The organism is Arthrobacter sp. cf158 (assembly GCF_900106835.1).
Classification (GTDB): Bacteria; Actinomycetota; Actinomycetes; order Actinomycetales; family Micrococcaceae; genus Arthrobacter.
On sequence record NZ_FNNR01000004.1, the window covers coordinates 404,820 to 417,411 of the forward strand.

Sequence of the window (12,592 nt, forward strand, 5' to 3'; positions counted from 1 at the left end):
TGGTTGGAAAATCGGAAAAGCTAGAGCCCCCATACCTCGGCCAGCAGTTGGTAAGAGTTCTGCCGGTCGGCGGGGTCATGGGCAATGGTGGTGATGAGCAGTTCCTGGGCGCCCGTGGCCCGCTGCAAAGTGCGGAGTCCTTCGCTGACCTGGTGGGGGTCGCCCACGAACCGGGTGTCCAGGCGATCCTTGATGAGCTCCTCGGCCTCGGCGTCCAAGGAAAGCTCCAGCGCATCCTCCGGTGACGGGTACGGGATGGCACCCTGGCCGCTGCGGATCCCGTGAACCCACTGGCCGTAGCCGCGGGCCAAGCGCTGGGCCTGGCGTTCGTCCGGAGCTACCAACACGTCCGCGGAGACGATCACATGCGGTTCCCGTAAGGCCGCGGAGGGTACGAAGTGCGCCCTGTACTCGGCAATGGAATCCAGCACGCCCGCCGGTGCCACGTGATAGTTCGCCCCGAAGGGGAGGCCCAACTTGCCAGCCAAGCGGGCGCTGGGTCCGGCTGTTGAGCCGTGGACCCAGAACTGCGGCGCCTGGCCGAGGGCGGGTGTAGCCGTGACTTGCTCACCATGTTTGGTCCTGTATTCGCCGGTGAAAAATCCGATGATGTCCTGGATGTCGTTCTCGAAGTTGTCCGTGTCGCCGGGGAAGCGGCCCAGCAGTTCACCCTGCAGCCGGAACTTCCTGGGAAGCACAGCGCCAAAGATGGGGCGCGGCGCAGGAATCAGCAAGCCATCCACCATGCGATCGGTGGGCCCGGAAGAGTCAGCGGGTACCACCCCGGGAGCCGGTTCGCCGGGCGACTTGGGCGGGCCGGAGCGGCCAAAGCCCAAGTCCACACGGTCCGGGAATACCGCAGCGAGCGTTCCGATGCTCTCCGCAATCTGGAGGGGCCGGTAGTTCCCCAACAGAGTGGCAGCGGTCCCCACCCTGATGGTCTTGGTGGCGGAGGCAACCAACCCGGCCAGAATGTGCGGGGCTGACCCGGCAACGCCGGTGTTGAGGTGGTGTTCGGCCAGCCAATACCGCGAGTAGCCGGAAGCCTCGGCAGCGGCGGCAAGGGCAAGGGTGCTCCGCAGGGCATCGCCGGGAGTCTGGCCGGCGGACACCGGGCTCAGGTCAAGAACGGACAGGGGAGTAACTCGAGGCTTCGGCATGGGACGACACTACGGATCCACGCGCAGGGTCCAAAGCCGATCCGTCACCCCGCTCAACCGGGCTAAATCCAGCGAAATCCGGCGAAACGGGCCGTCACAACCGACCCGTCAGAAGCCCGAAAATGACGATTCCAGCAGCCCTTTGACGTGGTATTTCCCGCCTTGACGCCGCAAGTCCAGCGGTTTGTACATTCCTTGGACAGCCTCCTAGATTCAAGTTCAGGTCAAGAGTCAGCACGCCAAGGACCGGCTCGTGCTGCGGCAACCCTCAGGCATTACGTGGCGGGGTGCTCCGGAAACAGACCAGGCCGCATCTGCGGCAAGTGAATGTCGTCCCAGCCGCTGTGCGGCCTCTGAAAGAGAGAAACATGCCTTCCACACCTGTACCCGAATTCCGCTCCCGCGTTATCGCAGTGGAGCTCGACGGCGATGGCGCCCACCCCGCGTCCTGGCGCAAGGCCCACCATGATCCGCAGGCACTGTTGGGGGGCCAGCGGATCCGTGAAACCGTCCAGGCAGCGGACATCGCCGGCTTCCATGTAGCAACGTTCAAGGACAGCCGCGTGGTGGATCCTGGAAGCACCGGGATTGCGGGCCGAATCGACGCGATCCAGCGCGCGGCCTTCGCCGCCCCGATCACCCGCTCCATTGGGCTTGTGCCAGAGGCGGGAACGATCTTCACTGAGCCATTCCATGTGGCCACGCAGTTGGCCAGCCTGGACTACTCCTCCTTGGGGAGGGCGGGTTGGCTGGTCACCGCGGACAACACGGCCAAGGAAGCCCGTTCCGTGGGGCGCACGCCATTGCCAGAAGGGGAGGCAGCCAGCGAAGCCGCAGATGTGGTGCAAGCCAGCCGCCGGCTCTGGGACTCCTGGGAAGACGACGCCGTGATCCGTGACGTTGCCACGGGGCGGTATGTGGATCGGGACAAGCTGCACTATGCCGACTTTGACGGTGAGCGCTTCTCCGTCAAGGGCCCATCCATCATTCCGCGCCCACTCCAAGGGCAGCTCGTGGTGTTCGCGCCTGCTGAGCTGATCCCCGCCGTCGAGGCTGATGTTGCCCTGGTCTCCGCAGACACCACGGACGCCCTCCCGCAAGCTGCCCAAGCAGCTGCCGCTGCCGGTGCGCCGAGGACCCTGGTGGAACTGGACGTCATCCTCGATTCCCGTGGACAGGCCGCGGAGGACCGTCTGGCCGAGCTGGACTCGTATGAAGAGTGGACGGGCGGTGCCCGCTATGTGGGCAGCGCCGAAGGGCTGGTGGAACTGCTCACCACGCTGTTCGCAGCGGCCGACGGCGTCCGCCTCAAGCCAGCGGTATTGGATGTGGACCTCCCCGAATTGGCTAACAAGGTGCTCCCCGAACTGCACCGAAGCGGGTTGGTGGTGCCGCCCCTTCCGGGCGCCACCCTCCGCGAAACCTTCGGGCTTCCCCGTCCCGCCAACCGCTTCGCCGCCGCCTGACGCCAGCTGAGCAACGCCCGCCGCCAAGAGCCCACTCACAGAGCCAGATTCAGAGAGCAGAACCATGACCAACCATCACCGCATCGCAGGCAACGGCCAGATCCAGTTCGGCGTCTTCTTCCAAGGCGTCAACCACACCACCGTGTGGAAGGACGCGCAGAGCGGCTCGCAAACCGACTTCGAGTCATTCCGCCGGGTGGCCCAGACAGCTGAACGGGGACTCTTCTCCGCCTTCTTCCTCGGAGAAGGACTCCGCCTCCGGGAACACCTCGGAAAGATCCACGATCTGGATGTTGTGGGCCGTCCCGACGCGCAGACCGCCCTCGCCGCGCTCGCAGCCATCACCACAAATATCGGGTTGGTTGCCACGCAGAACACTACGTACAACGATCCCGCGGACCTTGCCCACCGCTTGGCCAGCCTGGACCTGCTGTCCGGCGGCCGTGCGGCATGGAACATCGTCACCACGGACAACGCATGGACCGGTGCCAACTTCAGGCGCGGCGGGTTCCTCAAGCACGAGGACCGTTACGTCCGGGCCGAGGCGTTTGTTCAGACGGCCAAGGCCATTTGGGATTCCTGGGCTGACGGCGCAATCGCCGGGTCCCGGAATGATCCACGCTGGCTCCGCGAGGACGCCATCGCCACGGTCAAACGCCAGGATAGGAGTTTCGACGTCGAAATCACCGGCAGACTGCCGCGCTCCAGCCAGCAGCACCCTGTCCTGTTCCAGGCCGGGGACTCGCCGGACGGCCGCGATTTCGCCGTGCGGAACGCCGACGTGATCTTCTCGGCACACCCGGAACTGGAGGACGCCAAGAAGTTCCGCGACGACATCGTGGCCCGCACCCTCAAGGCCGGACGCCCGGCAGATGATGTGAAGATCTTCCCCGGCCAGGAGTTCATCCTCGGTGCCACCGCGGCAGAGGCCGAGGAAAAGCACCAGTGGGTCCGCTCGCTGCAAGTGGGTCCGGAAACGGCCATCGCCTACTTGGAACAGTTCTGGGGACGCACGCTCACCGAATACGACCCCGACGGTCCGCTGCCGGACATCGACCCCCTGGTGGACGTCACCAACCCCACCCGCGGCAACGCCTTCCACGGGAAGAGCGCCAAGGACCTCGCCGCCCAGTGGCGCGCGGATGCCAAGGAAAACGGACAGTCGATCCGCCAGTTCGTTGCTGCCCGTTCCCGGCTCAACGGCCGGGGTCTGGTGGGATCGTACGACGCCATTGCGGACAAACTCGCGGAGTACGCCCACACCGGCGCAGTTGATGGCTTCAACATCACCCCGTGGATTGTGCCCGGCGGGCTGGATGACATTGTCAACGAACTGGTTCCCCGCCTCCAGGACCGCGGCGTGTACCGCACCGAATACGAAGGCACCAACCTCCGAGAAAACCTCGGCCTCCGCGCCCCGCTGACCCGCCGCGGATCACTCACCAGCACCCAACTCACTGAAAGCGAAGAAGTCGCATGAGCGTCCCCAACCCAACCGCAGCGCGCAAGCTGCGGAAACCCGCCGCCGTCGTGTCCGTCCTGGGAGCCTTTGCGCTCCTGGCCTCAGCTTGCGCTGGAGGGGCCGACGCCGGCACCCAGCAAAGTGCCGACGCCACCCCGGTTTCCGGTGGCAACCTGAACTTCGCCGTGTCAGTTGACCGCGGCTGCATTGACCCGCAGCAGGTGGGCAACAACGATGCGATCGCGATTGCCCGCCAGACGGTGGCCTCGTTGACGTCGCAGGATCCGAAGTCGGGCGAGATCGTTCCGTGGCTGGCGGAGAAATTCGAAACCAATACGAACGCCACCAGCTTCACGTTTACCCTCCGCAGCGGTGCCACGTTCGCTGACGGGACCGCGATTGATGCTGCCTCGGTGAAGACCAATTTCGAGGCCATCAAGGCACTCGGTGCCAAAGCGACCCTGGGCTCCACCTACCTGAGCGACGTCAGTGCCATCACCGTGAAGGACCCGCAGACCGTGGTGGTGGACTTCTCCAAGCCGAACGCGCAGTTCCTCCAGGCAACGTCCACGTTCACACTCGGCCTGTTGTCCCCGGCCTCTGCAACTCTTTCCGAAGCTGACCGTTGCGCCGGGAAGTTCTCCGGCTCCGGGCCGTTCAGCGTGAAGAGCTACACCGTGGACAAGGAAGCAGTCCTGGAACGCCGTGCGGGCTATAAGTGGCCCGCCGCCACCAACAGCAACAAGGGCGAGGCCTACCTGGACACTGTCACCTTCAAGATCATTCCTGAGGCAGGGAACCGCACGGGCAGCCTGCAGTCCGGCCAGATCGATGCGACGGCGGCGATCTCCGCTGCTGACATCAGCCTGTTCAACGGCAACGGCTTCTGGAACGAAACCCGGGCCAACCCGGGCGTGGTCTACAACCTGTACGCCAACCAGTCCAACCCCAAGCTCAAGGAAACCGCCGTCCGCCAGGCCATCTCCAAAGCCATCAACCGCGAGGAAATTACCAAGACCCTCCTCACCGAAGCGGACCAGCCGGCCAAGGGCGTTCTCTCCCACACCACTCCGTACTTCAAGGACTACAGCGAACTGCTGAAGAACGATCCCGATGGCGCCAAGAAGCTCCTGGACGATGCCGGCTGGAAGGTTGGCACGGATGGGGTCCGCGAGAAGAACGGCGAGAAACTGTCCTTCAAGGTCACCTACTGGCAGTCACCCAAGGAAGTGCTGGAGCTCGTGCAGCAGCAGCTCAAGGTGATCGGCGTGGACCTGCAGCTGAAGTTCACCACCATCGCGGACGTGACGGCTGCCCAGGCTGACAAGACCTATGACTTCTCCTACGGCAACCTGACCCGCAGTGATCCGGATGTCCTGCGCACCGTCTTCGCCTCCACCACAGCCCGTGGCGGAAACAACCTGCGCGAGAAGCTGCCGGTGGACGATGTCCTGGCTGAGCAGGCCGCTGCGTTAGACAAGGATGCACGCCAGAAGCTGGTGGACGAAGCACAGGAAATCCTGATCAAGGACGCCCACTCCATCCCGCTGTATGAGCTGTCCACTACCATTTCCGCGAGCGACAAAGTCAAGGGCCTTACGTTCGAAGCTTCCAGCCGCCTGGACTTCTACGACGCCTGGCTGAGCAAGTAGGAATCCCATGATCCGCTACATCGGCCAACGGTTGCTGCAAGGCGCGTTCGTCCTCTGGGCCGCCTACACAGTGTCCTTCCTGATCCTGTACTTGTTGCCCGGCGACGCCGTGAGCATCATGGCCAGCGGGGACGAGCAGAACGCAGTGGACCCGGCTCTCGTGGAGAAACTTCGCGCGGAGTACGGATTGGACAGGCCTCTTTACGAGCAATACTTTATTGCCCTGTTCAAGGCGCTCCAGCTGGACTTCGGGCTGTCCATCAAGAATGGTGTCCCGGCAACCCAGACTGTGGCGGAAGTCCTGCCGGAGACCATCAAGTTGGCCGTGGCGGGATTCGCGCTCGCGGTGCTCCTGGGCAGCGCCCTGGCAGTGGTTGCGGCCTTCAGCCGCAACCGCTGGATCCGCCAGGCGTTCTCGTCGCTCCCTCCTTTGGGAATCGCGGTACCCACGTTCTGGATCGGCCTGTTGTTGCTGCAGTTCTTCTCGTTCCGGCTGCGCTTGTTCCCAGCGATAGGGAACGACGGCGGCCAGAGCCTTGTGCTTCCAGCCCTGACTCTGGCCATACCCACCTCAGCCGTGATCGCCCAGCTGCTGACGCGTAGTTTGCATCAGACGTTGGGCGAACCGTACATCGAACAGATCCGGGCCAAGGGAGCCAGCGAAGCGCTGATTAACTTTGGCCATGCCCTCCGGAACGCAGCCATTCCCACACTCACCATGCTGGGCATCCTGGTGGGAAACCTGCTGGCTGGGGCAGTGGTGAGTGAAACAGTGTTCTCCCGTGCAGGCATCGGGCGGCTCACCGTCACGGCCGTCAACAGCCGGGACATCCCCGTAGTTCAGACCCTGGTGGTCCTGGCCGCCGCCATCTTTGTGGTCACCAGCTTGATCGTTGACCTGATCTATCCGCTCGTGGACCCGCGCATCAACACTTCGCGCGGGGCCAAGGCCTAGGAGGGCCATCATGACGCAGCAACTTGTGAGGGAGACGCGCTCCGTAGACCCCGCGGCTGGGCACTCGGCCGCCGCACCCGAGGCGTCAGTTCCCGTCCCGCCAGCCGCCGACCAGGCTTCAGTTACTTGGGCGGGTGCCCGCTGGGCCGGCGCCCGAAGGTTCCTGGCCAAGCCCGGCTTAGTGCTGTCCGTGCTGGTCCTTGCGTTGGTGATCCTGTGGGCGTTGGTTCCCCAGGCCTTTACCCAGTGGCCTCCGGACACGGGTGTTCCGTCGTCGCGGCTCAAACCGCCGTCCGCGGAACACTGGTTCGGAACAGACAGCCTGGGCCGTGATCTCTTCTCCCGTGTGGTCCACGGTTCGGCAACCTCCTTGGCTGCCACGGCAGTGGCTGTCGCCGTCGGCCTGGTTGCGGGATCGGCGCTCGGTTTGCTGGCTGGCTCCATCAGGGGGTGGGTGGATGACGCCATCATGCGCGTCATGGATGTGCTGCTGGCCATTCCGAGCTTGCTGCTGTCCTTGGCTCTCATCACCGTGCTCGGCTTTGGAACCATCAACATTGCCATCGCGGTGGGCATTGCCAGTGTGGCCAACTTCGCCCGGATCATGCGTGCTGAAACCCTTCGGGTGAGCACTGCTGTGTACGTTGAGGCCGCACGGTCCTCGGGTGTCCGGTGGCACTCCATCCTCCTCCGACATGTCCTCCCCAACGCTGCGGGCCCGGTTCTGGCCTTGTCCGCGCTGGAGTTCGGTATGGCAGTCCTGTCGATTTCATCGCTGAGCTTCCTCGGGTTCGGCGCACCACCGCCCTCTGCGGAATGGGGTTCACTCGTGGCCGGAGGCCGCGATTACCTGGTGGCTGCGTGGTGGCTGGTGACGTTGCCGGGTGTGGTGATTGCCGCCGTCGTGCTGTCCACCAACCGAATTTCGCATGCATTCCAGGACTCTGAAAGGAACCGGCCATGAGCTCCCATGCTGAACCGCTGTTGAAGGTGGAGAACCTCCGCGTGGACTATGTGGTGGACGGATCGCCACGCAACGCGGTGGCGGGTGTCAGCTTTGAGGTCCGGGCCGGCGAGGTGGTGGCGATTGTGGGGGAGTCGGGCTCCGGCAAGACCACCACGGCGCACTCCATCATCAACCTGCTCCCCGGCAACGCACGAGTCTCCTCCGGCAGCGTGACCTTCGCCGGCACGGACCTGACGCAGCTCACGCGCAAGGAGTGGCAGGGGGTGCGCGGCAAGGACATTGGGCTGATTCCGCAGGACCCCACGGCGTCGCTGGATCCCCTCCAACGGGTGGGCGAACAGGTGGCGGAAGCGCTCACCATCCACCGGCTCCAGCCCAGGAAGGCTGCACGCCAGAGTGCCGTCAGGTTGCTGGAGGAATCCGGAATCCGCGACGCTCCCTCCCGGGCGCGCCAGTTTCCTCATCAGTTCTCCGGTGGCATGCGCCAACGCGTGCTCATAGCCACAGCTCTCGCTGCCCAGCCGAAACTGGTCATCGCCGATGAGCCCACCAGTGCTCTTGATGTGACGGTCCAGCGGCAGATCCTGGACAACATCGCGGCCCTGACCACCGAGCGGGGGACATCCGTCCTGCTGATCACGCACGACCTCGGCGTCGCAGCTGACCGCGCCGACCGCATCATCGTGATGCGCGGCGGCGAAATTGTGGAGGAAGGGTCCGCGACAGCCGTGCTGGGCGACCCGCAGCACAGCTACACGCAGCAACTCATTGCGGCGGCTCCGGGACTCAGCCCGCGCAGACTGCGGCCATCGGTTTCGGTCCAGAACCCAAGCGCGACGGCCGACAGCGGCACTGTCCACGTTTCCCCTCTTGTGGAGGCCACGTCGCTCCGCAAGGTGTTCAGCCTGCCCCGGACAGCCGGGGGCGCAAGGTCGCTGACCGCCGTCGACGATGTTTCGCTGGACATCCGGCGAGGCGAGACCCTGGCGTTGGTGGGGGAGTCCGGTTCCGGGAAAAGCACGGTTGCCCGCCTGCTGCTGCGGTTGGACAAGCCAACCTCAGGTTCAGTGACGTTCGACGGCGTGGACCTCGCCTCTGTTCGTGGCGAGCGGCTGCGCCAGCTCCGACGCCGGTTCCAAGTGGTGTTCCAGAGCCCTTATGCATCGCTGGATCCGAGGTTCTCTGTGGAGGACATCATCGCCGAGCCACTCAGGGCCTTTGCGGAGGGCACCCCGGCCGAACGAAAGAGCCGGGTGAAGGCGTTGCTTGAGGAAGTCCACCTTCCCGTGGACTACGGAACCCGGCGTCCGGCCGAACTCTCGGGTGGGCAGAGGCAACGTATTGCCATCGCCCGTGCCTTGGCGTTGAAGCCCGAGCTCGTGGTGTTGGACGAAGCGGTCTCGGCCCTGGATGTTTCCGTACAGGCGCAGATCCTGACTCTCTTGGCTGAGCTGCAGGTTCAGGAGTCGTTGAGCTACCTCTTCATCTCGCATGACCTCGCAGTGGTGCAGCAGATCTCGGACCGCGTGGCCGTCATGCAGGCGGGGAAATTGGTGGAAATCGGGGAGGCCACCGCTGTCCTCGAAAACCCTGTGGAGGACTACACGCGGCAGCTGATCACGGCCATCCCCGGCCGCCAACCCCAACGCTCTCTCACCTAACGGCCCCTTCCGCCCAACGCTCTCTCACCCGGTGAGAGTGCGTTGGCGGAAATGGCGCGTTAGGTGAGAGAGCGTCGGCGGAAATGGCGCGTTAGGTGAGAGAGCGTCGGAAGGGAGGGGTGCGCTACTGCACCCCCGGCTGGGCCTGGGAGATCACCCGACCGTTCTGGATGAGGTATTCCAGGTGCTCGGAGATGTCGGCCAGCACAGAAATATCCGCCACGGGGTCAGCCCCAAGGATCAGGAGGTCCGCGTCAGCGCCGGGTGCGATCACGCCAAGTTCACCTTCGCGCTCAAGCAGCAGGGCCGCCGTCGTGGTTGCTGAACGGATGGCGTCGATAGCCGGCTGGACCTTGCCGAGCAGCCTGAACTGTTCATTCTGATGCCGGTGCATGCCGCCCAAGAGGTCCGAGCCGAAGGCCATTTTCACGCCGGCTTGGTGAGCGCGGGCGATCGCCTCGAGGCCACTGGTCAGCACCGAATCCACCTTGGCCCACATTTCCGCGGTGAGGCCGAACTCCTTGCCCTCTTCCTTCAGCGCCCAATACGTAACCAGCGTGGGGACCAGGAAGGCGTCCTTTTCGAGGAACAGCTTCAGGCTTTCGTCGTCCAGGAGGTTACCGTGTTCGATCGAGCGGACACCCGCTTCAAGAGCACGGTTGATGGCCCGGGCAGTGTAGGCGTGGGCGGCAACGTAGCGATTGGCGGCTTGGGCCTCCTCCACCGCTGCGCGCATTTCCTCCATGGAGTACTGGGTGGAATCGATGCGGTCGGTGGGGGAGGAGACACCTCCGGACGCCATGATCTTGATGTGGTGGGCGCCCTTGCGGATCTCGTCGCGGGCAGCGGCGCGGACCGCGTCCACGCCGTCGGCTACACGCCCGATCCCACAGCATCCGCGACCATTGGGATCGTGATCCTCGCCGGGCAGGCGCATGTCTCCATGGCCGCCCGTCTGGCTCAGGGCATGACCGCAGAAGTGGATCTTCGGACCCTCCAGCAGCCCCTCTTCCTGTGCCATGGCCAGGCCAAAGTCGGCGCCGGAGAGGTCGCGCACAGTGGTGAAGCCACGGCGCAGCATCTCGCCCATGATCCGGGCCGTCTGGGCGTAGACATAGGAGGCCGGCGTGTAGGTGAGCGAGCGGAAGTCCGCGCTGGACGCCACCACGTGGACGTGGGCATCGATCAGGCCCGGGATGACAAACTTACCGGTGCCATCGATGACCCGTGCGTCGGAAGGCGCTTCGACGTCCGGACCGACGCTGCTGATCTTCCCGTCAACGCTCACGACGTCGGCGATCGCGTAGGTTCCCGCGTCAACGTCCAGGACGCTCGCGTTGCGGATGACAAGTGGGGTGGTGCTCATACTAAACAGTGTCCTTCGCAGGTGCTTCGGGTGATTCGGGTGCTTCGGTGGGATGGGCTTCAAAGGCCTGAACAAGGGCGGCGAGGTTCTGTTGAATGACGCCGACGGCGGTTTCCACACTCTGCTGCGTGTACTTGCCTTCTGCGTCCAGGAGGGCCAGCACGCCCACAACGTTTCCTTGAGCGTCGAGGACCGGCACGTTGATGACGGCCCCGCAGCCCAGCTGCTGGATGAGTTCGGAGTCTGTAAAGACTTCCCGGAGCGCTTTCAGGTCCGGGGCAAGGAACGGTTTCTTGTCCTCAATGACCGTGCCCAGCCAGCCTGGGGAGATCTCCACCGTTTTCTCGCCGCCCACCGGATATTCGGCCGGGTGACTGGTGAAAAGCCGCTTGAGGCTGGAGCGCTGCGGGATCCATTGCAGTGCCGTAAAGAGGATGACGCCGGGCTCTTGCTGCAGAGCGTCGAGCGCAGCTTGGAACGTCGTGTCGGTTTTCATGAAGTCTCCGCTCATTTGCTGGTGGTCCCTGCCGCTGCAGGATCGTGCTCTGCACGGGCGTTGATGTCCTCCAAGGACTTGCCTGCCGTGGACGCCCCGAAGATCACCACACCCAGGACTCCGATGGTCAGCACCACGGTGGTCATGGTGAACACTCCGCCGAAGCCGAGGGAAGCGGCGAAGATGCCGATGATGGACGGTGCCAGGATGCTGCCGATGCGGCCCACTGCGCTGGCCAGGCCAACACCCGTGGCACGCATCCAGGTGGGGAAGAGTTCCGGGGTGTAGGCGTAGACGCCGGCGTAGGTGCCGTTGAGGAAGAAGGACAACGTGGCGGCGGCCAGCAGGATCATGCCGGAATCGTTGGATTGGCTCAGCCAGAACGCGCTGATGGCCGATCCCGCGAGGTACAGCGCGATGGTGTTCTTGCGATCGATCCGGTCACACAACCACGCGGCGGAGAAGTAGCCGGGGATCTGCGCCAGGTAGATCAGGATGGAGAACTCGAAGCTCTTGGTGATGGTGATTCCACGGCCCACCAGAAGGGTGGGGATCCAGGAGAAAAAGCCGTAGTAGGAGAAGGTGATCACGAACCAGATCAGCCAGATCACCGCTGTCCGGCGGCGCATTGCCTTGGACCACATGAATTTCAGCGCATTCCAGACGCTGATCTTTTGCTCGTGCTTGGTGATCTCTTCCTCGGCGGCCGGCAGGGGTGCAAGGGGCTTTCCGGTGGCTTTGACGACGCTCTGCTCAAATCGATCCACCACTTCCGTGGCTTCCGCGATGCGGCCACGGCTGATGAGGTAGCGCGGTGATTCGGGCAGGCTTCGGCGCCACCAGAGCAGGAGGAGGATGGGAACTGCGGTGATGACCTGCGCCCAACGCCAGCCGTCCGCGCTCATGGGGACAACGAAGCGTCCGATCAGTGCGGCAGCCACGAAGCCAAAGGAGAAGAATCCTGCCAGGGTTCCGATGAACCAGCCGCGGCGCTTCGGGGGGATGAACTCGGACAGGAACGGTGCGATGATCACGCTTTCAGCGCCTGCTCCCAATCCTGCAAAGATCCGTGCAATCAGGAAGATTTCGAAGTTGGGGGCCATGGCCGCGACCACCGACATGAGGCAGTAGAAGGCCAGAGCCCACAGCATGACCTTCTTTCGGCCGAAGCGGTCGCCCATCCACCCTGCCAGGATTGCGCCGAAGAAGAAGCCGAACGGGGCCGCCGAGCCTACCAATCCCAGGCTGGCGGTGCTGAGGCCCCACAGTTCCTGGATACGGGGGAGCAGGAAGGCGACCACTGCCCCGTCCATACCGTCGAACGAGTAGCCGAGGCCTCCAATGAGGAGAAGCTTGTAGTGTGGTCGACTGAGAGCCAGACGATCCAGGCGTGCTGTGAGAGACATG

Annotated in this window: 10 protein-coding genes and 1 riboswitch; of the genes, 6 read left to right on the top strand and 4 right to left on the bottom strand. The window is 64.1% G+C overall.

Features of this window, described 5'->3' with window-relative positions:
* Positions 1 to 20: 20 nt before the first annotated feature.
* Entirely contained in the window at positions 21 to 1,160 is a 1,140-nt protein-coding gene (locus tag BLW08_RS10770; protein ID WP_091325014.1) for an LLM class flavin-dependent oxidoreductase, read from the bottom strand.
* Between the two features lie 222 nt (positions 1,161 to 1,382).
* A riboswitch (SAM riboswitch) is annotated at positions 1,383 to 1,492 on the top strand.
* Between the two features lie 36 nt (positions 1,493 to 1,528).
* On the opposite strand from BLW08_RS10770, the gene BLW08_RS10775 reads away from it, so the two are divergent.
* From BLW08_RS10775 to BLW08_RS10800, 6 genes are all read left to right on the top strand, one after another.
* Complete coding sequence (locus BLW08_RS10775; protein WP_091325016.1) at positions 1,529 to 2,626, top strand: LLM class flavin-dependent oxidoreductase; 1,098 nt, start codon at positions 1,529 to 1,531, stop codon at positions 2,624 to 2,626.
* Positions 2,627 to 2,690: 64 nt separating this feature from the next.
* The gene (locus tag BLW08_RS10780; protein WP_091325018.1) at positions 2,691 to 4,106 is read left to right on the top strand and encodes an NtaA/DmoA family FMN-dependent monooxygenase; all 1,416 of its coding nucleotides are present in this window, start codon (positions 2,691 to 2,693) and stop codon (positions 4,104 to 4,106) included.
* Complete coding sequence (locus BLW08_RS10785; protein WP_091325019.1) at positions 4,103 to 5,740, top strand: ABC transporter substrate-binding protein; 1,638 nt, start codon at positions 4,103 to 4,105, stop codon at positions 5,738 to 5,740. Before BLW08_RS10780 ends, BLW08_RS10785 begins: the two co-directional genes overlap by 4 nt.
* Positions 5,741 to 5,747: 7 nt before the next feature.
* The gene (locus tag BLW08_RS10790) at positions 5,748 to 6,695 is read left to right on the top strand and encodes an ABC transporter permease (protein WP_091325020.1); all 948 of its coding nucleotides are present in this window, start codon (positions 5,748 to 5,750) and stop codon (positions 6,693 to 6,695) included.
* A 10-nt stretch (positions 6,696 to 6,705) separates the two neighbouring features.
* Positions 6,706 to 7,659, top strand: coding sequence for an ABC transporter permease (locus BLW08_RS10795; RefSeq protein WP_091325021.1), 954 nt, complete (start codon positions 6,706 to 6,708; stop codon positions 7,657 to 7,659).
* Positions 7,656 to 9,323 (top strand): dipeptide ABC transporter ATP-binding protein, encoded by a 1,668-nt coding sequence (locus BLW08_RS10800; RefSeq protein WP_091325023.1) that lies wholly within the window; start codon positions 7,656 to 7,658, stop codon positions 9,321 to 9,323. The genes BLW08_RS10795 and BLW08_RS10800 overlap by 4 nt, the downstream gene beginning before the upstream one ends.
* A 124-nt stretch (positions 9,324 to 9,447) precedes the next feature.
* On the opposite strand, the gene BLW08_RS10805 is transcribed toward BLW08_RS10800, so the two are convergent.
* The 3 genes from BLW08_RS10805 to BLW08_RS10815 are packed head-to-tail and all read right to left on the bottom strand — an operon-like array spanning position 9,448 to position 12,591.
* A complete protein-coding gene (locus BLW08_RS10805; RefSeq protein WP_091325025.1) occupies positions 9,448 to 10,689 on the bottom strand; it encodes a metal-dependent hydrolase family protein in 1,242 nt (413 codons plus the stop codon).
* Between the two features lies 1 nt (position 10,690).
* A complete protein-coding gene (locus tag BLW08_RS10810; RefSeq protein ID WP_254779822.1) occupies positions 10,691 to 11,185 on the bottom strand; it encodes a GAF domain-containing protein in 495 nt (164 codons plus the stop codon).
* Positions 11,186 to 11,196: 11 nt separating this feature from the next.
* Positions 11,197 to 12,591: an MFS transporter gene (locus BLW08_RS10815; RefSeq protein ID WP_091325027.1), complete on the bottom strand. Its 1,395-nt coding sequence runs from the start codon at positions 12,589 to 12,591 to the stop codon at positions 11,197 to 11,199.
* Position 12,592: the final 1 nt, after the last annotated feature.